The following is a 20,691-nucleotide window of genomic DNA, read 5'->3' on the forward strand; positions in this document are numbered from 1 at the left end:
AGCGGGCACTTTGCCAATGTGCGTAAGGCGATTACCCATCTTCAGGCCTGTTACAGCGACCCTTTCAGCGCCACGCTGCTCGCTTCCCTGGCTGGCATGAGCGTTTCCGCATTTCACCGCCGCTTTAAAACCAGCACCGGGCTTTCACCGCTGCAATATCAAAAGCGTCTGCGGTTGTGTGCCGCACGTAAGCAGTTACTTATCCGGCAGGGAAATATTGCTGCTGTTGCCCTGGAGGTGGGCTACCAGAGCCTGACGCAGTTTACGCGCGAATATACCCGATTGTTTGGCGAGCCGCCTGGCCGGGATAGCCGCAAAAGCGTACGGCGCGGTTAAGAATGATAAAAAAAAGGGCCGACGTCAGACGTCAGCCCTGATACACCCTCAGGCGTATTACTGGCCCAGCAGTTCGCGGCGCACGATATCAGCACCGGCGCTCAGCGCATCCAGCTTGCCGCGAGCAACCTGACGCGACAGCGGCGTCATACCGCAGTTGGTGCAGGGATAGAGCTTATCCGCATCGACAAACTGCAGCGCTTTACGCAGCGTTTCCGCTACCTGCTCCGGCGTTTCGACAGTATTGGTTGCCACATCGATGGCACCGACCATCACTTTTTTCCCGCGGATCAGTTCAATCAGCTCCATCGGCACGCGGGAGTTCTGGCACTCCAGTGAGACGATATCGATATTTGAGCGCTGCAGGCGCGGGAAAATTTCTTCATACTGGCGCCACTCAGAACCCAGCGTTTTCTTCCAGTCAGTATTGGCTTTAATGCCGTAGCCATAGCAGATATGTACAGCGGTTTCGCACTGTAATCCCTCAATGGCACGCTCCAGCGCCGCAATACCCCAGTCATTAACCTCATCAAAGAAGACGTTGAAGGCAGGCTCATCAAACTGGATGATATCCACGCCTGCGGCTTCCAGCTCTTTGGCTTCCTGATTGAGGATTTTGGCAAACTCCCAGGCGAGTTTTTCGCGACTTTTATAGTGACCGTCATACAGCGTGTCGATCATGGTCATCGGGCCAGGCAGCGCCCATTTGATCGGCTGAGTGGTCAGCTGACGCAGGAATTTTGCATCATCAACAAATACAGGTTTAGTGCGTGAAACTTCACCTACCACCGACGGTACGCTCGCATCGTAGCGGTTGCGGATCCGCACCGTTTCGCGCTTTTCAAAATCCACGCCGTTGAGATGCTCAATAAACGTCGTCACAAAATGCTGACGCGTCTGCTCACCATCGCTGACGATATCAATACCGGCCCGCAGCTGGTCGTCGAGGCAGAGACGTAGCGCATCGCGCTTGGCATCTGCCAGATCGTCACCCGCCGGTTTCCACGGGGACCATAATGTTTCCGGCTGCGCCAGCCATGAAGGTTTCGGTAAACTGCCAGACGTCGATGTCGGTAATAACTTTTTCACTATAGATAACCTTTTTTCCATTAATCAGTGCGCAAACTCAGCAGACCATTGCTCCAGACGAGTCTGGTAAGGTTTGATAAAATGCTGTTCGGTGAATTTACCCTGCTCAACCGCCAGATGCGTACGCTCTTCACGGTCATAAACGATGCGTGTCAGTGAATAATCCTTGTGTGACAGGCTCGGCTGATACTCCTGTCCGGCCGCTGAGTTCGCGTTGTAGATCTCCGGACGATAGATTTTCTGAAACGTCTCCATCGTGCTGATGGTGCTGATAAGCTCCAGATCGCTGTAATCGCGCAGCAGATCGCCGGCAAAATAGAAAGCCAGCGGCGCAACGCTGCCCTGCGGCATGAAATAGCGCGCCTGCAGGCCCATTTTGGCAAAGTAGTGATCGGTCAGCGAATCCGCGTCCTGCCGATATTCAATCCCCAGAACCGGATGATGATTACCGGTACGGTAATAGGTATTTTTACTGGAGACGCTCAGGCAGATAATCGGACGCTTGCTGAAGCTGGCTTTATAGATATCTGAGCTGACGAAGCCTTTGAAGATATTGCCGTGCAGATCACCGAAGTTTTTCGGCGTACTGAAACCGGCCTGGTTTTTGTTGTGCTCAGATAACACAACGCTGAAATCGTAATCGCGCACCCAGGAAGAGAAATTGTTCCCGACGACGCCTTCAAAGCGCTGCCCGCTTGTTTTATCAACTACGGTTGTCTTCAGGACTTCGATGACCGGAAACGGCTTTTCATTTCCCGCCGGATCGATATTCAGCTCAACAGAGATGATATCCAGCTCAACGGCATAGCGGTCAGCTTTCGGGTTGTCCCAGTGCGCCAGCGAGTTAAAGCGGTTATCAATCATCTTCAGTGCGTTGCGCAGGTTTTCCTCACGCATTTCACCCCTTGCCAGATTGGCGAAGTTAGTCGTGATACGCGTGTTTGCAGAAGGATTATAGTTTTCGTCAAAACGAAGGCTTTTAATTGAAAAGGTAAATTCTTTGTTCATCGTAATTTCTCACCTCAATTTCTGATGTAAACCTGCTTCTCTGTCTGCCTGTACAACCGACGCTGAATGCTGATTTGATATAACCATTTCCTCAATGGGCTGACTCTTTTATGCCTTACTCCCCTGCTGAAAAAAAGTGATTAAATTTCACCGAACCTGAAGCTTTTTCATGTTCAGATGGGCAGCGGCTTCATTAAGCCCATAACTAAATTGAAATGAAGGCAGGCGTGAACCGAAAGGCGCATAACCTTATGTTTTTTAAGGCGCGATTAATCTGCACCCCGTTTAATCAGGATGAATAAATCTCAACATCCACATTTTCACTTAGCTGAAAATATTTGAGTCAGGCGAGCTAAGGCACCAGCCACCGTCCTGTCCATCCGTTCGCCTGCAGTAAGAACTCACAGCGCTGATGAGGTTCGCTACTAACATCAAGCGACTCAACACGCTCTATCATGATGCGTATCAGCGTAAAATTTTCCGGGGGGTCAGCTAACGAAGCGGAGGCGTGTCCGCTACGCAGCGCATCCGGATCATCAAGGATCTCACCGGGTGAATCAGGCGAGTAAAATAACTGCTGCGCAGCGGGCCGCAGCTTCTGCCAGACGGTACGGCGCAGTTCGCCTTCATCCACGCAGCCTGCCTTACCCTCAAGACGCAGCTGAAAGCTGTTCTCCGCATCCCAGCCCAGCAGCGAAACTTGCGGATTATCTCTCATCTCCTGCACTTTGGCGCTGCGCACGTCAGTGGTAAACAGTAAGGAAGCTGGCGCGAGGCTGAAATCGCGCAGCACTATGGTTCTGATCTTAGGCTGTGCATTCTCTGCCACGCTGGCCAGCTGCATCAGGGTAAAGGGTGAGCGCGCGCTGACCGCATGAGTCAGCTTTTGCCAGATTGCCTGCAGATGCGCATCCGGTAAATGTGCCATAACGTCTCCTCGCGGCTGAACCGGTTAGCGTGAAACCAGCGCGTCTATCGCCTCTGCAACGGGTGTCTCTCCCGCCGTCAGCTCAATAATGACGCGGGATACGGCAGGCTGATGGACCAGCGCCGCCAGGGTGGCTGCAACATCGGCACGGGCAATCGTGCCATAGGCAATTGCCGGTCCGGCGCTGATTTTGCCGGTTGCCGGCTCATCTGTTAACGTGCCGGGACGCAGAATAACCCATTCAAGCGCGCTGGCGGCGAGAACCACGTCGGTCTGTTTTTTTACGCGCATATAGTTTTCAAAAGTGTCAGAAAGCTGCCTGCCACGCCCCGCTTCCGGAAAGGCGGAGACCAGAATAAAGCGTTTAATACCGGCCCGCTGTGCGGCTGCAACTGACTTAGCCAGCCCGTCGCCATCAACGGCATTTGTCATCGCCTCTCCGCCTTTTCCGCCGGCACCAGCGGTGAAGACCACGACTCCACATCCCTGCATCAGTTCGGTGAGTTGCTGTTCATCGAGGGCAACCAGGTCTCCTCTGACAGCCTGGATACCCTGCTGCTGCAGGCTGGCTTCCTGCTCAGCGGTACGACACAACGCCCGTGCCGTCACGCCGGCACGGGTCAGCTGCTGACCCAGCTCACGACCAATCTTTCCTGCACCACCCACAATAAAGACATCTTTCATGCTAATCTCCCTGTCACAAAGGCTGAAATATTTATCGCAATACGATGTAATTTAACCACTTAACTCTAGCGCAAATCTCCGGCGTTGACCGGCCCGGACGCAACCGGGATAATTTGGAAATAATCGCTTCATAAGGGCTGAAAATGCCACCAGTAAAATCCTCTGCCACAGCTCCCCGCGAACGCGGCAGGCCGCGCAATTTTGATATTGATGTTGCGCTTGATAATGCGATGATCATTTTCCGCCAGAAAGGGTTTCACGCTGCCTCTATTGCCGATCTTGGTGATGCTATGCAGCTTACTGCGGGGAGTATCTACAAAGCTTTTCAGGACAAGCGCTCGCTTTTTCTGCGCGTGTTCGAGCGCTACATTGCCATTCGCAATACCGATCTGCGCGAACGTCTGAACGCATTCTCTACGGGTCGTGAACGCGTCGCTGAGCTACTCCAGTTCTATCTCGATTCCGCCAGCGAGATAGAGGGACGGCGCGGCTGTCTGGTGGTGGGCAGCACCGTGGAGCTGCAGACGCTTGATGAAGAGTTATCTCATCTGGTACGCCAGGCAGTGCTGCGCAACCGCGCTTTCCTGATGTCGCTGATTCAGCAGGGCCAGGCTGATGGTTCTATAGCAAGTCATCTGGATGCCGATACGACTGCCGGTTTACTGCTCTGTATTGCGTTTGGTATGCGCGTAGTGGGCAAAATTCAGGATGTGACTAATGGCGAAGAAACTATTAAGATGGCGCTGCGCCTGCTGGATTAACGCTGCTGCGCTATTAGGAAATACGCATTTCCTAATTAAGCTACTGTGCTGTCGTCGCGATTTTCAGTAACAGGCGTCCCTGACATATTACAAACATCAAGCAATTTTAAAAATGGACGGGGGTTATGTGCAGCAAGACGATTCAGAAGATGCGGAAGCGATGTACGCTTTACTGGGTGACGTAATTACACAGATTTTAAAACCGGGTGAAACGCTTTCTTTGCAGGAGATCATCGGCGCGTTATACCGAACAGGCTTACGAGCGGACAGCCCTGAAATGCAGCAGGCGTGCGAAAAAGTTATTCGGTTGCTGGCCAGGAAAATGAATTAATAGTGCTTCAGTGCCCATCCATCAGCCGGTTAAATTAATAAGAGAGAACTATGTGCCAGAATCATTATCTTCCCGTAATGGATAAAGTCAGCGCTGAAGAGCAGGCCAGAATACGTCAGTCCACAGAATTTGAATTGCTGGGTGAAATGGTTAAAGATATTTTATGTTCTGATAAAATTCTTAATCGCAAAGCGCTCTGTATCGCTTTACTTTCCCGGCTGGATAAATGTACAGATGCCAGTGAGAAGATGCATTATGAGAATCTTTTCAATCTGCTTTTAGGGCGTGCAGAAGCGGCCTGATAATATTTATTTACTTTATCTGCGTCAGCTCGCTGCATACTCGTTTTCCTGCGGGCTATAAAGTGCGCCTCCGTGGCGTGCCCTCTCTTTAGCCAAAATTTTCTTAACAAGCCTGTCTCTTTTCTGATGGTTCGCCTGCCTTTATCTGTTTCTCAGGCATCACCGGAAGGATAGCAAAATATATGCTCCGCTACGGCCGTACTCCCCTGCTGTTCACCGCATCTATTGCACAAAAAAATCATCAAGGTCAGACCACCCCCGGAAATTATGGACTATGCTCCTCTTATAACGTGTCCAGAAAATAGGGAAATATGATGAAAAAAATGGTTGTTGCTGCCGCAGTCCTGACATCTCTTTTAGCCGTAACCGGCTGCTCGTCTAACCAGGCGATTAAAACGACTGATGGCCGCACCATTATTACCAGTGGTAAACCACAGGTAGATAGCGATACCGGGCTGGTATCGTATGAAAACGCGCAAACCGGCAAAACTGAGCAGATCAATCGTGATCAAATCACGAACATGAGTGAACTGAATAACTGATCCATCTATCAAGGAGAGTACAATGAAGAAAGTTATTTTACTTCCAGTAGCAGCGATTATTGCCCTGTCCGCCCTTACCGGCTGCACCCGCACCACCTATGCGATTCATACTAATGATGGTCGTACTATTGTCAGCGATGGTAAGCCAAAAGAAGCGGAATCAGGACTGCTGGGTTATGTTGATGCCAACGGCGTTAAACAGCAGATTAATAAAGCTGATGTCAAAGAAGTGTCTGAGATCCCACGCTCATAGTTTGTGTGACGTCAAAGATAAGCCCGCGCAGTTGCGCGGGCTTTTTTGCTGCTATCAGGCCTGTTTTGGCTGACCGTTCGATGCCGTTAAACCGCCATCAACCGGCAGGTTAGCGCCCGTGATATAGCGCGCATCATCGCTGGCAATAAAGACAATTGCGCCCGCAATGTCATCAGCCTCTCCCGCACGGCGTAGCGGAATGCGGTCGTAAAAGCGTGCCAGCAGCTCCTCATCCTGTTTTGCGTTTTCCGTTAAATCAGTAAACGTAAATCCCGGACAGATAGCATTGACTCTGACGCCGTCTGAGCCATAGTCCATCGCCAGTGCGCGCGTGAAGTTGGTCACAGCGCCTTTGGCCGCGTTATATACGCTCATTCCCCAGTCGCCACCAAGTCCGGATACGGAAGAGATGTTGACAACGTTACCTTTGGTTTTCAGCAGGGCTGGCATAAAGTAGTGCGTGCAGTAATAGACGCCATCCAGATCGGTGCCCATCAGCTTTTTCCAGTCATCAGGAGAGACTTCATGGATCTTGCCCTGAACGATACTGCCCGCATTGTTGACCAGTACATCCGCGCGCCCGTAGTGCTGGTTCACCTTTTCACTAAGCTGCCTGACCTGCCCGGCATCTGAAACATCACAGGGAACAACAAGATGTTTTCCGGCAGGTAAAGCCTCTTTGACTTTCTGCAGCTTCTCTTCAGTTCTTCCCACCAGCACCACTGATGCCCCTTCAGCAGCAAAACGTTGTGCTGATGCAGCGCCAATACCTGAGCCTGCACCAGTAATAACGACAACTTTATCTGCAAACCGTGACATGATTTCTCCTTATCTGATGGAAATGACACTCCTAAGCCTGGCAAGCTCTCGCCAGTCATCAAGCGAAACGTAAGTTTTAGGATGACTCTCAATGGAGCACGCGTCACCCTGTGCTTTTTGTCAAAAGTGACAATCACGCCTCTTTTAAGGCGCATATTTGTATTGGTTTGCAGTCGGTGGCGCACTTCAGATATGAAATCAAAAGGTGTGCGGTACTGAGCCTGGTTAAAAATCCATCCACAGAAAAGTCGCTACCTGAAGAATAAGATTAGAAAGGGTGATATGAGCAGGTTAATGAAAATATAAGTAAATTCTTAGAAAACGATTTCATCACAAACTAAAGCCATATTATTCATATAGTTAATCAGTAATCATGCTAACTATAAGTTTTGTATGTATAATTTTTTCCTAAGCGAGTCGGAAAAACTGACAAATTTCTCTATTCTTAAAGTGTTCAGTGAGAAATCCAACTAAGCACTGAGCTGAGTAACTCCTACCTTGCCTCCTCGCGGAGGCATTTTTTTGTTAATTTCACGGGTTGTTGTTATCTACTTACCTCTGGCCCGGTTATCCATTTCTGTAAACTGCTTATAGCCTGCCTGATTAGCTTATTGCCCTATTTTATGCTGGTCCGATGAGCAACGCAGATTTTCGTCGGGTTTACAGCTAAAACCCAATTTAAAATGATTTGTCATCTATAGTGTATGAGCCAGCCTATTCTGGCAAACAACACACAGGATGCGTTTTCAGCGAGAGAAATCCTCTTCAACATTTTGTTAGCCCGCCCTGCGCGGGCTTTTTTTTTGCAGAATTTCAGAAGGGTCGCTGGCGAAAGCCCGCAGAATTTTCATTGGCTAAAAAGCGTTCGATCAAAAAATTCTGCTAGCTGATTTGGGAAATTTCAAAATATATCCGGCAAATTCTGCCGTTACGCCTACAGTAAGTGGTGAGGTTATCATGCAATCGTAAAGGAGGTTTGTTTGTCTATTCAACACGACGAGATAGGTCATGTCATTATCGGCGAAGCGGCACTCAGCCTTGCACTGAGCGAAAAAAAGATCAGCGTTCGTTCACTGATTAATGAGCTCGAATCAATGGCAAATGCGGGTGGCAGCGATGCCCGTCTTATTGAGATCTCAGAGGCCAGAAGCTGGCTGAAAAGTTTCGATAAACCCGAGCACGTTGTTCCGCACGTGCCCTATTTGCAGACACTGACAAGCCTGAACGACGAAAAGAACTGACGCCTATGGACGTAATCCGGCTCCGGCTGGAAGACGACGATAAAGATAACCTTATCGGTTACGCGCAAGCGTTTACCGGCCGGAGAAACTGTCATGGACGACACCTCCGCCCTGCTACGGCGTATCTGAGCAGACGCTTATAACCTTATCTCCGGCTACACTTTTTCCTGCTGTACCAGCTTATTACTCATTCAAACTGATGATCAAATCCACTCCGGTTTTCAGGGAGGTCTTTTGGAACGTACGACAGCGGATAACCACATGCCCATCACCTTACCTGATACGCACTTTAATCAGATTCTGAGCCGTGAAGTGCCAAACCGGGACGATACCTGTGCTTTTCTTACAGGTAAGACGCGCGTATTTAAGCTGCCAGGCTTTATTATTCCCTTTGGCTATGCGCTCTATGTCTGTCCGGAGGATAAACAATACCGGCTGGTTACCCAGGAACCGAAACCTGAAACGGTCTATGCAGTAAGGCTGGAAGAAACAGAGGATTTTACCTCGCCGTTACGCGCCTGCATTCAGATTATGGTCTGGCGCACGCGTCAGCCGCAGCATGAACAGGCGGTGCATGGCCTGGCACGTCGTTTTTTTTGTTATTTCCTGCATACGCGTTCAATTATTGTTACCGATAGCGCTCAGACCAATGCGGCAAAGGTGATGTGGGAGAGTATGATTGCCTGGGCACTGCGCGATCGCGATCACTATGTCTATGTGTGGGACGGGACACGTCGCGACAAACCGCTGGTGCCGGTTTCTGACTGGCACGCATTTTGTGAACACTGGATCACCTTTTGCTGGGGCAGCCAGCCTGACAGCCATCTGCTGCGCAGAGTGATCATCAGTACCCTTCCCCTCACTCCTGATAATCCGGAGCATTAACCTCTCACCCTCCTGCATGCGCAAAATTTACTCTGCTGATATAAAGCTAATAAGGTAAGCGCGTGCCATGCTTAACACACGTATAGAGTAAAAGCAGAGCACGCCAGCCAGGGTTGCAGTTATCAGAATAAATGCAGACCCAGGCCTGAGTATAGAGCGGGCAATTGTCCTAAAGCGTGGCTTTTGTTAACCGGGTTCAGGTTTGTCTCCCATGACCAGGCTGTAATCATCAGCAATCAGCGGGCTATAAAAAGTGGCATGCAACGTCTGAAAAAGCGCCAGAGCTGAAACAGACAGCGATGAATAACGTTCAAATTTTTTAAGATTATTCTGCCTTTAGCCGGTTTACACTGCATGAATAGATGATGCTGCACGCTATCAGTACGTTACAAACCTGTATCTCAGAATCATCAAATACGTTTTGCATCGGGACTCAGCTGATCGTTTACAGCGTATTGTAGAAGTATTGCTGCTCATTACACTTTAAAATCATTACAAAACTATGATGAGGAGAGCGGAAGTGTTATTTCATGAAAAGGTAGTAGGTCACGTCATTATTGGCGAAGCGACACTCAATCTGGCACTGGGCGATCGGGATATCAGCGTTCAGGCCCTGATCGCAGAGCTGGGTCGCATGGCAGAGAGAGAAGAGAACGATGAGCGTCTGGCACAAATTGCCGATGCCAGAAGCTGGCTGAAAAATTTTGTACAGCCTGAGCGAATTCACCAAACTCAGACAGAGTGGCAGGCCCAGGCACTACGTCATGAACAGGCAGCGTTATCGGCTAAACCGATACGTTTTACCTCAGGTGACGATGAAGAGAGTTAGCAGAATATCAGCGCAACCACGTTGTACACGTCTCAATGCAGAAGCTGTACAAAGAAGAAGTAAAATTTTCACTCAAAAAATTTCATTTAACTATTTGATATAAAAGAAAAATAAGAATGAAAAGATCGCAGGCGATAAATTAGTGGCAGAAAAAGCTGTACAAGTAAAAGTTAGTTGTATAACTTTACCTCTGTCAGTACAACTTACTTATTACAACGAGGCTAACTATGCGTCAGAATATGGTACAGCATCCATCATCCGCTAGTGACATCGCTAACTATTTCAACAAAGCTTCTACTCTGAGCCAGCAGGAAACGCTGGGACAGTTGGTAGTTGAAATTCTGACCTCAGGCAAAAACCTTAACCGTAAGGCGTTATGCACAAAACTGCTTGGTCGTCTTGAAGCAGCAACCAGCGCCGAAGAAGAGCAGCATTATCAGGCACTGATTGGACTGTTGTTTGATCGTTAATACTGCGTGAGCTTTAGTTAGTGCATCTGACGAGCAAGCAAAATGACAGCTTTACGGCAGGCCTCACGAACATCCTGCCCTGTCGCTGTCTCACCCATGTGATGCAGTGCAGTAGTAATCTCATGCAGAGTCAGATGCTGGTCCGGCTTAAGAAGGCGCGCCACAACCGTTCCAATAACGGCGTAGATATCTTCGGCGGCTGCGTCATTTTTCACATGACCTCCGTCCGTAGGTGGATAAGCATACAGTCTAACAGAAATTGTTCCCGGGAAACAATTTAGCGTCAGACCTTAGAGAGTCTTTGATTTAAATCAATTTTAATGCATTTTTCCGCGTGCAGGCCGTATATCAGATTCAGTCCCGATCGCTTTTTCAGACGCCCTAACCTGCATTTCACGTCTGACTTCGTCGATAGCACGCAATCCGGCACGGATGCGATGCTCATCGGTCTCTTTATCAAGACCAGCGCGCAGACGATCAAGTAAAGCGGTCCATGAAATGGCTGCATTAGCATCAAGTAAGTCAGTAACCGCCTCACCGATCAAAATTTCCGTCATCTTTTCTTCAAATTCTTTTTTCATGATGTGTCCGCCTGCAGGTTCGGGGGCGCAAAGTTTACCACAGAATTTTAGTGTGTAACCCTGAACCGCAGCGAGCCTGAGCGTTTCTTATAAATTTCACATATTTATCGCAGCAGTGCTGTCAGAAAAGATCTTTTCTGGTTGAAAAAAGAGCAGAGCCGGAAAGGGTATGACAAAAAACAACCGACCGGCTTTTGATGTGCCGGTCGGTCAGACTGATACTGATAGTGAAAGAGTAAGCGTTACATCGCCGCGCGATATTCCGGCCATGACACGGATGTGCCCTGCGGGGTAAAGAGCGAGCCCTGGAAGTCGATAACACCTGCAGCCTCAAGCCACATCCACTCTTCCGGCTGTTCAATACCAGAAGCGATGACGTTGATTTCGAGCGCTGAACAGCATTTGATAATAGCCTGAACGACAGCCTGCTTTGGACCACTGCGATGAACATCGCGAATAATTCCGGAAGCAATACGCACGCGATCGGGCTGCACATGAGTCAGCAGTGAAAGCCCGGCAGAGCCGTCACCAAAGTTATCAATCGACAGGCTGATGCCTGCCTGTTTCAGCTGCTTAACCGCTTCGGTAAAATCATTCAGGCCCGGGATAACTTCCGTTTCACTGACGCCCAGAATAATCTGTTCCGGCACCAGTCCGGCGTTTTTAATGGCGTCCGTGATAGTGTCAACCGCGTTAGGCACCGCAACCAGCGTCATAGGCAGAATAGTCAGATAGAGCGTCATGCCATCCGGACAGGCTTTGCCCGCCTTCATCAGCGCCATGCGTACGGCGTTCAGATTAGCAATATACTTATCTTCATCTTCACCTGCGCTCTCCGGACTATCAGAAATAGCCTCCAGTGCGGTGATCTCGCGGCCAAGTGGATCCACAACCGGGCGGAAATGAATGCCGTGCTCTTCCTGAAGCGATCCCGTCATGTCGGGAATAAAATCCCACAGATCGGCAGGCAGCACTTCGAAATAGTTTTCTTTTTCCCGCGATTCAACAAACGTGCGCAGGAACTGCAGGCCCCGATCGTCATAGGTCAGCCGGAAGCGTGAAGTACCGCGATCCAGTACCGCCTGAAGTACGGTTGACTGGTCATGTTCGCGCAGGTCAAACAGCTCCATCCCGGAATTACCGAAACGGCGATAAGGGGAGTAGTCACGCATAAGTTCAACCACATTGTGATGACGACGGTCAGCACAGATGCGATTGTAGATCGTCATAACACCCTCTTCAGGTCCCTCAAGGATCTGAAAGAAATGTGTACCGTTAAAGAGCAGAATACCGGTAACCTGGTGTGACTCATTCAGGAGACTCGCCTTCTCAACCATACCCGGCAAAATTTTCACAGGCACATCCGCAGAGATGTGGCTACGGTAAATGATTGTGGTTAGCATTAAATACTCCAGTTTACGTGAGTGTACCTGTCTACTTTATCAGCCGGCGGCAGCTACGTATAATCCTGTCTGAAATAATCTGGCTGAATTACTGTCAATATTAAAGCTACGTTTCCAGTAAAAACCAGTAAAAGTGCACAAAATCGCATTTTTTCAGAATCATACAGAAGCGCAGTAAATAAGCGAAACGGGGTGGGATTGTAATCCGCTGCAGACAAGTTTTTTGACAAATCGTGTTGGTTCGCAACGATTCTCTGCTTTTTTACTGCGCGAGCAGATGCGGGACGCGCCCGCATCGTCGCAAAGATTACGCCGTGTGGAAAACAGCCACCAGCTGACGCAGACGCGAGGCGCGTTCTGCGAGATCGCCTGCTGAAGAGGCAGACTCTTCAACCAGCGCTGCGTTTTGCTGTGTCACCTGATCCATCTGGTTTACTGCGATATTAATTTGCGAAATCCCGCTGCTCTGCTCCTGAGAGGAGGCAGATATATCGCGGATAAGCTGCGCCGTCTGTCCAATAGCATCTACGCTCTGTTTCACTTTGTCACCGGCATTTCTGGCCATCACCATTCCCTCTTCGGCGTGGCTGACCGAGTGCGCAATCAGCTCTTTAATCTCTTTGGCAGCAGAAGCGGAACGCTGCGCCAGCGAGCGCACTTCTGCTGCGACGACGGCAAAGCCTTTACCCGATTCCCCTGCTCTGGCTGCCTCTACTGCCGCATTGAGGGCCAGAATGTTTGTCTGGAAAGCGATACTGTCGATAACGCTGGTGATCTCTTCAATTTTGGCCGAGCTGCCCCGGATACGCCCCATGGTGTCCATCACTGACGACATTGCCTCTCCGCTGAGCGATGAAGCCTGCGTTGCCGCTTCTGCCATGGTCGTGGCGTGATGGGTATTTTCAGCATTCTGACTGATAATGGATGCCATCTGCTCCATGCTGGCGGCGGTCTCTGCCAGCGATGCGGCCTGCTCTTCAGTCCGGGCTGAGAGATTTCCATTGCCGTTTGCGATCTCTTCAGAGGATGAAGCGATCGTCAGCGCGCTCTCCTTGATATCTGAGACCAGCCCGGCAAGATGCTGCTGCATATACTGCAATGATTGCAGCAGCTGCCCCATTTCATTGCTGCCGGTAATGTTAACCGGACACGTCAGGTCGCCCTCTGCCACGCGACGGGCAGCATTAACGGCTTCTTCCACCGGGCGCGTAATCGAGCGGGATATCATAACGGCAACCCAGACAGCCAGTAACGCCACCGCGAACAGTACGCCCAGCAGGCTATATTGCGCATGACGGCGCGCATCGATCTGCTGGCTAAGCATAACCGAAAGCCGATCGGCGCTCTGTGTTCCCAGTGTGGCAAATTGATTGATCGCCTCAGTGAATACCCGGACATATTCTGCCGGCGTGACGGTTTTGGTTTTGGATACAAAAACAGTATTGGCCAGCGCCAGTGCATCCTGCGCCTGCTGCACGGCGGTGGTCTCTCCGCTGGCAAACAGCGCTTTTAGCGCCGGTTCAATAGTAAAAACTTTATCCATATTGTTGCTGAACTGCTCCAGCGCTACGTTGCCGTTTTGCAGCCGGAAGTCCATCTGGCTGAGCGTTGCCTCTGATGCGCCCATGCCAGACGCAATCAGCGATGTGCCGCTTGCTCTGATCTGCCCGAGGGTTTCTGTTAATAGCGGCAACCGGTTGAAAATGCTGACAATAAGCTGATAAGTATTTAAGTCGCTGTCCAGTGACAAGCCGTAAAAATCCAGGATGTCCTGATTGGCTATTAACAATGTCTGAATCAGACTGGCGTGCTGGCTGAGGCTCGCTTCCAGCGAAAGCTGCTTATTGCCCAACTCTGCCTGCAGTTTTTTCCACTCGCCGTCAGCTTTATTCAAACGCGCCAGCGGTTGCGCAGCCTCCGCGTTATCGCCCAGTACAGTCACTACACCGCTGTAGAGCGCATCGGCCTCCTCTGCCAGCGCCACGCGTGACGCTCGGGCTGGATCGTCACTCGCAATAGCAATAGCGCTTTCTGCCCGATGGCGCTGGACCAGGTTAATCAGTGATAGCATCTTCTTTTCAACCGGTATGCCGGTAAGCTCAAGCTTTTTTGCATCAATGGCCTGGTTCCCGCTTTGAATAAATAGACAGGTTGGAAATATAAACAGCCCGAGAGCAAACAGTCCCAGCAAAATAAACTTCGCTGGCAAATTAATCGTGTTAAGTATCTTTTTCATGCAATATTCCTGGGTGAGCCTTAAGTGAGCAATTCTGAATAAAAATTATTGTTATTAAACGGTGCAATCTGCTCATCCATGAGATAGCCACTCTGCATCCGGGCCTGCCGGTTATTGCAGGCACTGATGAAGTGAAAAATTATAGATTGCTCAGGGTTATTTTACAGGAAGTGTATTGACGATATATTCTTGCGTAACTGCCAAAGCCAAATAAACATAAATCATTTAATAACAACAAGATAAAAATTAAAGCAGGTATGTCAAAAACACCCTGGCTCGTTATATATCGGAAAAGCTTATATTATAATAAAGTGCTAAAGTTTTAGCTAACCTCGCCGATAAATAGCTTATTTTTTATAAAAAATAAAACAGATAAATACGTTTACGATTTGAATTTTAATCAGGAAGAAATATCAGCCCTGACAAAGATGCCTGTCAGGGCCTGGGAAATCAGACGCCTTAACCGTAAGCTTTCAGCAACGTTTCTGCAGCAAGTTTGCCTAACGCATTTGCAGCATAAGGGCTGTCGCCCGTTATAACATTGCGATCGCGATGTACCGTACCTTTGATATCTTCATTGATAATATGAAGACCCATTGCGCGCAGCTTCTCACCGAAGTACCAGGTAAGATGGCCTGGCATATAGCCTATGTCCGGCGTCTGCTTATCAATCGCATCAGGGAAAGCACAGATTTCATAGCCAGCCAGCGGATTATCGGATCCGGCGAGTGAAAGAAACGCCGCCGGGCCGTGACAGAGTGAGATCAGATAGCGGTCGTTTTCCAGCGTCCAGCGAAGCAATGTCGCCACCTCTTTACTCTCCGGTAAGCCGATCAGCGCGCCATGCCCGCCCGGGATAAACACTGCCGCGTAGTCGCTATGAGGAGAGAGGGACGCTAACACATCTGCCAGCCTGAGCGGAGAGCGGAAGGCTGACTGGTAGCGCTGATAGAACTGTAATACCGCTTCATCCTCTCCGGGCATGGCCCAGTGTTCAAACTTTGCCATCTGACCAGAGAGCGTTGCAATGTCGATACCGAAGCCCGCCTGATGCAGGTGATACATCGGCAGCAGCGTTTCCACCGGATGATTGCCGGTTGAGAACAGCGTATCGTTATCCAGCGGCAGATAGCGTTCATCAGCACACAGGACCAGAATTTTTTTGCTTCCGTCGCCGGGCGCCGGATAGTCTGCGCCCTCCAGATCGGATAGAGGAGAGGTAAACCGATCGCGCGAGTAGTCGGAGGGGAAAAATGCGTCTGCCTCGGCACGATCGGCAACGGGTTTCCTGCTGAGTTCGTTCGTCATTTATGCTTCCTCTGTGAATAAATACAGAAAGAAGCGTAGGTGAAAAAACGGCCTGGCTCATTGAGCCAATTCTGAATGCCGCTGCGCCTGTTGCGCCGTAGAGAACATCGGTACGCACAACTTATTGCGTCACAGCGGCAGACATTTCCTCAACTAATACCAGCGGACACCGCCGCACGCGGCAGGCCTGAGAGTAAGCCAGCGCGCAGACTGCGCACAGGTCACGTACGTCAGATTCATACTCATACTCCATATAGTACCGGAAGCGACTGGTGTGAGTAGCAGTACGCCAGAAACGCTGCGGCTCCAGCAGTTCATCAAGTTGCCTGAAAGTCAGGGCTGACGGGTTATGATACCCGACTCTAACGCGATAAGTTGTCATGCTTCGATTATTGAATGGCATACCGCTGGCTGCAACCGGACACCGGTTTTCATTTCAATAGATAAAATGTATCAGCCACTACTTTTCCGGCACGATCTCTTCAATCAGCTCAGCATCCTGCTGACGTACGCTGCCTACCCGCGTGGTCACCGCATGCCAGCAGAATGCCTCTTCCGGCTCAGCAGCTTCATGAGCAATCTCCTGCGCGCGACGCGCAGAGGTGCTGCTGCTCAGCCATTCATGAACGCCTTCTGCGGTCAGAACCAGCGGGCGGCGATCGTGGATATCGACCATGCCTTTATTGCTGGCGGCGGTCACGATGACAAAGCCTTCATGCCCCTGAACGTGATTAAACGGCGCCTTACCGATGGCAGCAAAAAACAGCGGCGTTTTACGCTGGTGATAAATAAAGAACGGCTGCTTTCTCCCCTTCTCTTTTTTCCACTCAAACCAGCCATCAGCCGGCACTATCGCCCGGCCCTGTTCCCAGAGAGGCTTAAACATCCGGCCGCTGGCCGCGGTTTCGCTGCGGGCATTAATCAAAGGCTGCTTATGCCACCACTCTGGTCCATATCCCCAGTAGACCGGATCCAGCTGCAGCGCCTCTTCGCGTTCGCTGAGCAGTAATACCCGGGTACCAGGCGCAACGTTGTAGCGCCCGATGGGCAACGGATCGTACTGGATTTCGTCCGGCGCAATACCCAGCGCCATAAAATAGTCATCTCTGCTGCTGTACTGCGCGAATCGTCCACACATATCGGCCTCCGGCTGTAAGCATAGGCCAGTTTGCCAGACCCGCGACGGCGACAGCGTTTGTGCCAGGTTACATTGACATCAATTTAATTTGATTCAATACTTGTGGCTGCCCGGACGCAGCGTGCGTTTTCCCTGCCGGCCAGCTCACTAAAATGGATTGTGAATGTGTACTGATATAAATGATCAAAGCGGTGAGCATGATGGTGCGCTTTCTGATGCACCGGTCACCGTCGACCAGTTTCTCTGTTTTGCGCTCTACTCTGCATCGCTGGCGATGACCAAGCTTTATCAGTCCAGACTAAAACCGCTTGGGCTTACCTATCCCCAGTATCTGGTTTTACTGGCGCTGTGGGAAAAAGATGAGGTGACAGTATCGGAGGTTGGCGCACGTGTGCGGCTGGACTCCGGCACGCTCAGCCAGCTGCTGAAGAGACTTGAAGCGGCCGGTTTTATTTTGCGCAAACGTGATGCGGGAGGAGACGAACGCCGGGTACGCATTTTTCTGACGCATGAAGGGCTGCAGCTTAAAAGCAAAGCCGCCGGCGTGCCCGCCGATATGATATCGGTAATGGATACCCCCTATGAAGAGTTGCACGATCTTACCGTAAGAGTGGCAGCCCTGCGGGAGAAGCTGCATCGGGCACTGCCCTGAGCGCAAATAAGAAGCACTCTGCTCAGGAATTGATCTGTGCAGAGTATGTAGTGGCAGCCATGAATATCAGAAAACCAGGCAGAGGGATAAAGCGTGAAACTCAGCGTTTTGGATAACAACAGTGCTATTCATGCCGTCATCGGGCGCGCCGTTTCGTTTTTACGTAAATCAGGGCAGCCTTTGAGTACGGATAACATTCTGACGCGTCTGCGCCAGCAGGAAAAAGAGGCGCTGGATGGGATGAAAGAGATCTACGCGAGCGCGGCGCGCGCCCTGACAGCCAGAAAGCAATAAGTCATGACGGAGCGGTACGCCTCAACGTTTAGTGCAAAGTCTGTTCATTTGATGCCACGTTGATCGCCGGGTGCTCTGCTCCCTGAATTTCCCGGATGGCAAAAAACAGTGAACGGGTTTTTGCGGCGCTCTTCTCTGCTGCCAGCATCTCCTGCAATTTGCTGAGCAAAGCATCATAAGAGACGGGTAACTCCTCACTGAACAGAGCCATTACCGCCTCGCCTATTACTATGTCTACCCATTCACTATCATCTGCTTTGTTCATATTTGCGGTCGCCGGGTCAGTTTACATCTGGAGAAAGGGCTTTTCATACCGCTAAAAAGATACTACAAAATTTATTTCCATTCAGAAACAATCCGTCACTAACATCGGACCAGAGCCTTCCCTTCTCTCTAACCACATGAATAATAAAAGGTTAAACCGATACTTGAAATTTTTTACTGCATGTCTGAGAGGCTCGCTTCAGGATAAAGAGTAAACAATTAACAGGCCTGATGTGCGTTTTACCACTGCCTTAACGGCTGCGGCTTTGTTGTATTCGCTGCAGGCACCTTGTTTCTTTCTTTATTGCGGGTAGTATATGCTTCATATATAAAACATATAAGGCACAGCGATGGGCATTGTGAAAATTTCCGATTTGATGCACGAAAATCTGCGTATCGCCAGCGGCGCATTGAGCCGTTCAGTCAACGCACAGGCGGAACACTGGATGAAAATGGGCATGCTGGCGGAACTCTATCCTGACAAAGATCATCAGGCGCTGGTCCGGCTGCTCATGCGCATAGAGCGCGACGGGGGCAGCGACCTGGCCGCACTCTTAAACCATCCTCTCTTTCTGACTCAGGAGAAAGCATCGTGAATATTACGCTCCATAATGCCGCTGAAATTGAACAGGCGCGCGCCGCGGGCCAGGCCGCTGCTGCCGTACTGGCGATGATTGGTCCTCATGTGAAGCCGGGTATCAGCACCGACGAACTGGATCGTCTCTGTCACGATTATATCGTTGATGTTTTAAACATCACGCCGGCAAATATCGGCTATCACGGCTATACCCGCACGGTCTGCACGTCAGTTAATCATGTAGTCTGCCACGGTATCCCCGGCCCGAAACGACTGAAAGAGGGCGATATCATTAATATTGATGTCGCGGTCATCAAAGAGGGCTGGTATGGCGATACCAGTCGTATGTACTTTGTGGGCCAGCCTTCAGTTCGTGCCAGACGACTGGTGGATATCACATACGATGCCATGGTAGCGGGTATCCACGTGGTTAAACCCGGCGCCACGCTGGGCGATATCGGTGCAGCCATCCAGCGGGTAGCTGAAGGCGCAGGGTTCTCGGTTGTGCGCGAGTATTGCGGTCATGGCACCGGACGGATCTATCATGATGAACCACAGGTGCTTCATTATGGTACGGCCGGTAAAGGCCTGGCGCTGGAACCCGGCATGATCTTTACTATTGAGCCCATGATCAACGCCGGCAAAGCGGCAACCAGCGTATTGAGTGATGGCTGGACGGTAGTGACCAAAGATCGTTCCCTCTCCGCGCAGTGGGAGCATACCGTTGCGGTTACGGATAACGGCTTTGATCTTCTTACACCCTGGCCGGATGGCACCGGCAGCTACTCTCCGGTTTAGCGCTGAGTGACACTCATCGCGTCAATCACCTCTGTCATCTGCTGAATCAGCATCTGCGCCGCGCGCGAAAGCTGTCGCGACGGTGCGGTGCATAAGGCCAGCGTCAGGGGGCGCATAACGCTGTGCCTGAGCGGTACGAAGCTTAACTCACCCTGTTCAACCTCAGTCATGACATCCAGCAGGCTCAGCACACAGATACCGCTGTTCTGCGCCACCAGCGTATGGATAAGCCGTATATCATTACAGCCGATTACATTTTCAGGCTGGAATCCCTGCCGGTGATAGAGCGCAGCGACGCGCTCATGAACAACCAGTGAGTCGCCCGGCAGAATATGCCGCTCGTGACTCAGTTCACTGAGCGAGACAGCGTCACGGGTGCTGAGCGGATGCCGGTTGTTCATCACCACGCCCATTTCCAGTTCGGCAAAAGCCAGTACATTAAGGCCGCTCTGCCCATCCGGGTCGAGGATCAGACCAAAATCGATTTCAGATTGCCGGATAAGCTGGCTGATGCGCTGGCTGTTATCAACGGTAAGCGTCAGATTCAGCCAGAGGTGCGTCTGCGCCATTGCCGCTATCCGTTCAGCTATCCGGCCCCGGGTCAGAGACTGCACCATTCCCAGAGTGACATTGCCACGTTTTAGCCCCTGTATCTCATCGAACCGCTGACGCGTAACGCGAAATTCGCGCTGCCAGCGCGTGAGATCGCTGTAGAGCAACTCTCCGGCAGTGGTCATACGCAGACCCTCAGGCAGACGCTCAAACAGCGGCGTGTTAAAGGCGGCCTCTGCCTGCAAAATTTGCCGGTTGATCGCAGAGGCCGACACGTGCAGCTTTTCTGCCGCTTTGCGCAGGCTGCCGCTGCGGGCGACTTCGGTAAAATAGAGAGCGAAGCGGGAGAATGGGCTCATCGTGCACCTGTACACTTTTTTGCAACAGCAGACTGTAATCTTAGCGATGGA

General features: G+C 50.7%; 27 protein-coding genes. 13 read left to right on the forward strand and 14 right to left on the reverse strand.

Annotation, left to right across the window (positions count from 1 at the left end):
* The first annotated feature begins 18 nt into the window (after positions 1-18).
* Entirely contained in the window at positions 19-336 is a 318-nt protein-coding gene (locus B4M48_RS04965) for a helix-turn-helix domain-containing protein (RefSeq protein WP_286876625.1), read from the forward strand.
* Positions 337-393: 57 nt separating this feature from the next.
* Here the strand turns inward: B4M48_RS04965 and B4M48_RS04970 are convergent, their stop codons facing one another.
* The 4 genes from B4M48_RS04970 to B4M48_RS04985 all read right to left on the reverse strand — a co-directional run bounded on the left by B4M48_RS04970 (position 394) and on the right by B4M48_RS04985 (position 4,045).
* A complete protein-coding gene (locus tag B4M48_RS04970; protein ID WP_071668139.1) occupies positions 394-1,425 on the reverse strand; it encodes a methionine synthase in 1,032 nt (343 codons plus the stop codon).
* Positions 1,426-1,449: 24 nt separating this feature from the next.
* Positions 1,450-2,433, reverse strand: coding sequence for a DUF1852 domain-containing protein (locus tag B4M48_RS04975; protein WP_040113825.1), 984 nt, complete (start codon positions 2,431-2,433; stop codon positions 1,450-1,452).
* 352 nt (positions 2,434-2,785) lie between these two features.
* Positions 2,786-3,361, reverse strand: coding sequence for a pyridoxamine 5'-phosphate oxidase family protein (locus B4M48_RS04980; RefSeq protein WP_288656154.1), 576 nt, complete (start codon positions 3,359-3,361; stop codon positions 2,786-2,788).
* 24 nt (positions 3,362-3,385) lie between these two features.
* Entirely contained in the window at positions 3,386-4,045 is a 660-nt protein-coding gene (locus B4M48_RS04985; RefSeq protein ID WP_250341382.1) for an NAD(P)-binding oxidoreductase, read from the reverse strand.
* A 143-nt stretch (positions 4,046-4,188) separates the two neighbouring features.
* On the opposite strand from B4M48_RS04985, the gene B4M48_RS04990 reads away from it, so the two are divergent.
* The 5 genes from B4M48_RS04990 (at position 4,189) to B4M48_RS05010 (ending at position 6,234) form a co-directional block, all read left to right on the forward strand.
* Positions 4,189-4,806, forward strand: a complete 618-nt coding sequence (locus B4M48_RS04990) for a TetR/AcrR family transcriptional regulator (protein WP_040113820.1) — start codon at positions 4,189-4,191, stop codon at positions 4,804-4,806.
* A 127-nt stretch (positions 4,807-4,933) separates the two neighbouring features.
* A complete protein-coding gene (locus tag B4M48_RS04995) occupies positions 4,934-5,137 on the forward strand; it encodes a hypothetical protein (RefSeq protein WP_040113920.1) in 204 nt (67 codons plus the stop codon).
* Between the two features lie 50 nt (positions 5,138-5,187).
* On the forward strand, positions 5,188-5,439 hold the full coding sequence (locus B4M48_RS05000; protein ID WP_071668136.1) for a hypothetical protein: 252 nt from the start codon (positions 5,188-5,190) through the stop codon (positions 5,437-5,439).
* A gap of 314 nt (positions 5,440-5,753) precedes the next feature.
* A complete protein-coding gene (locus B4M48_RS05005; protein WP_175540442.1) occupies positions 5,754-5,981 on the forward strand; it encodes a YgdI/YgdR family lipoprotein in 228 nt (75 codons plus the stop codon).
* 22 nt (positions 5,982-6,003) lie between these two features.
* Positions 6,004-6,234 carry a YgdI/YgdR family lipoprotein gene (locus B4M48_RS05010; protein WP_040113814.1) on the forward strand — a complete coding sequence of 77 codons (231 nt, stop codon included), beginning with the start codon at positions 6,004-6,006 and terminating at the stop codon, positions 6,232-6,234.
* A 54-nt stretch (positions 6,235-6,288) separates the two neighbouring features.
* Here the strand turns inward: B4M48_RS05010 and B4M48_RS05015 are convergent, their stop codons facing one another.
* Positions 6,289-7,053 (reverse strand): SDR family NAD(P)-dependent oxidoreductase, encoded by a 765-nt coding sequence (locus tag B4M48_RS05015; RefSeq protein WP_071668135.1) that lies wholly within the window; start codon positions 7,051-7,053, stop codon positions 6,289-6,291.
* A gap of 980 nt (positions 7,054-8,033) precedes the next feature.
* Between B4M48_RS05015 and B4M48_RS05020 the strand changes: the two genes are divergently transcribed.
* From B4M48_RS05020 to ycgZ, 4 genes are all read left to right on the forward strand, one after another.
* On the forward strand, positions 8,034-8,294 hold the full coding sequence (locus tag B4M48_RS05020; RefSeq protein WP_071668134.1) for a hypothetical protein: 261 nt from the start codon (positions 8,034-8,036) through the stop codon (positions 8,292-8,294).
* Positions 8,295-8,528: 234 nt separating this feature from the next.
* Complete coding sequence (locus B4M48_RS05025) at positions 8,529-9,179, forward strand: hypothetical protein (protein ID WP_286876551.1); 651 nt, start codon at positions 8,529-8,531, stop codon at positions 9,177-9,179.
* A gap of 520 nt (positions 9,180-9,699) precedes the next feature.
* A complete protein-coding gene (locus B4M48_RS05030; RefSeq protein ID WP_040113808.1) occupies positions 9,700-10,008 on the forward strand; it encodes a hypothetical protein in 309 nt (102 codons plus the stop codon).
* 227 nt (positions 10,009-10,235) lie between these two features.
* Positions 10,236-10,478: a regulatory protein YcgZ gene (ycgZ, locus tag B4M48_RS05035; protein ID WP_040113806.1), complete on the forward strand. Its 243-nt coding sequence runs from the start codon at positions 10,236-10,238 to the stop codon at positions 10,476-10,478.
* A 17-nt stretch (positions 10,479-10,495) separates the two neighbouring features.
* On the opposite strand, the gene B4M48_RS05040 is transcribed toward ycgZ, so the two are convergent.
* From B4M48_RS05040 to B4M48_RS05070, 7 genes are all read right to left on the reverse strand, one after another.
* Positions 10,496-10,693 carry a hypothetical protein gene (locus B4M48_RS05040; RefSeq protein ID WP_040113804.1) on the reverse strand — a complete coding sequence of 66 codons (198 nt, stop codon included), beginning with the start codon at positions 10,691-10,693 and terminating at the stop codon, positions 10,496-10,498.
* Positions 10,694-10,795: 102 nt separating this feature from the next.
* Positions 10,796-11,059, reverse strand: coding sequence for a hypothetical protein (locus B4M48_RS05045; RefSeq protein WP_040113802.1), 264 nt, complete (start codon positions 11,057-11,059; stop codon positions 10,796-10,798).
* 242 nt (positions 11,060-11,301) lie between these two features.
* Positions 11,302-12,462, reverse strand: coding sequence for a diguanylate phosphodiesterase (locus B4M48_RS05050; RefSeq protein WP_040113800.1), 1,161 nt, complete (start codon positions 12,460-12,462; stop codon positions 11,302-11,304).
* Positions 12,463-12,769: 307 nt separating this feature from the next.
* A complete protein-coding gene (locus B4M48_RS05055) occupies positions 12,770-14,698 on the reverse strand; it encodes a methyl-accepting chemotaxis protein (RefSeq protein ID WP_040113798.1) in 1,929 nt (642 codons plus the stop codon).
* A gap of 459 nt (positions 14,699-15,157) precedes the next feature.
* Positions 15,158-16,006, reverse strand: a complete 849-nt coding sequence (hchA, locus tag B4M48_RS05060; RefSeq protein WP_040113796.1) for a glyoxalase III HchA — start codon at positions 16,004-16,006, stop codon at positions 15,158-15,160.
* A gap of 121 nt (positions 16,007-16,127) precedes the next feature.
* The gene (locus B4M48_RS05065) at positions 16,128-16,388 is read right to left on the reverse strand and encodes a hypothetical protein (RefSeq protein ID WP_071668189.1); all 261 of its coding nucleotides are present in this window, start codon (positions 16,386-16,388) and stop codon (positions 16,128-16,130) included.
* Positions 16,389-16,466: 78 nt separating this feature from the next.
* Positions 16,467-17,144 carry an SOS response-associated peptidase family protein gene (locus B4M48_RS05070; protein WP_104085746.1) on the reverse strand — a complete coding sequence of 226 codons (678 nt, stop codon included), beginning with the start codon at positions 17,142-17,144 and terminating at the stop codon, positions 16,467-16,469.
* A 163-nt stretch (positions 17,145-17,307) separates the two neighbouring features.
* Here B4M48_RS05070 and B4M48_RS05075 point away from each other — a divergent pair, with 163 nt between their 5' ends.
* On the forward strand, positions 17,308-17,796 hold the full coding sequence (locus B4M48_RS05075) for a MarR family winged helix-turn-helix transcriptional regulator (protein WP_040113792.1): 489 nt from the start codon (positions 17,308-17,310) through the stop codon (positions 17,794-17,796).
* A 322-nt stretch (positions 17,797-18,118) separates the two neighbouring features.
* On the opposite strand, the gene B4M48_RS05080 is transcribed toward B4M48_RS05075, so the two are convergent.
* The gene (locus B4M48_RS05080) at positions 18,119-18,355 is read right to left on the reverse strand and encodes a hypothetical protein (RefSeq protein ID WP_040113789.1); all 237 of its coding nucleotides are present in this window, start codon (positions 18,353-18,355) and stop codon (positions 18,119-18,121) included.
* A 349-nt stretch (positions 18,356-18,704) separates the two neighbouring features.
* Here B4M48_RS05080 and B4M48_RS05085 point away from each other — a divergent pair, with 349 nt between their 5' ends.
* Positions 18,705-18,950: a ParD-like family protein gene (locus B4M48_RS05085; RefSeq protein ID WP_040113787.1), complete on the forward strand. Its 246-nt coding sequence runs from the start codon at positions 18,705-18,707 to the stop codon at positions 18,948-18,950.
* Entirely contained in the window at positions 18,947-19,729 is a 783-nt protein-coding gene (map, locus tag B4M48_RS05090; protein WP_394661925.1) for a type I methionyl aminopeptidase, read from the forward strand. The genes B4M48_RS05085 and map overlap by 4 nt, the downstream gene beginning before the upstream one ends.
* On the opposite strand, the gene B4M48_RS05095 is transcribed toward map, so the two are convergent.
* On the reverse strand, positions 19,726-20,640 hold the full coding sequence (locus B4M48_RS05095; RefSeq protein ID WP_040113783.1) for a LysR family transcriptional regulator: 915 nt from the start codon (positions 20,638-20,640) through the stop codon (positions 19,726-19,728). The two genes, map and B4M48_RS05095, sit on opposite strands and share 4 nt — an antisense overlap.
* Positions 20,641-20,691: the final 51 nt, after the last annotated feature.

The organism is Pantoea sp. UBA6567, from assembly GCF_002434165.1.
Classification (GTDB): Bacteria; Pseudomonadota; Gammaproteobacteria; order Enterobacterales; family Enterobacteriaceae; genus Pantoea; species Pantoea eucrina.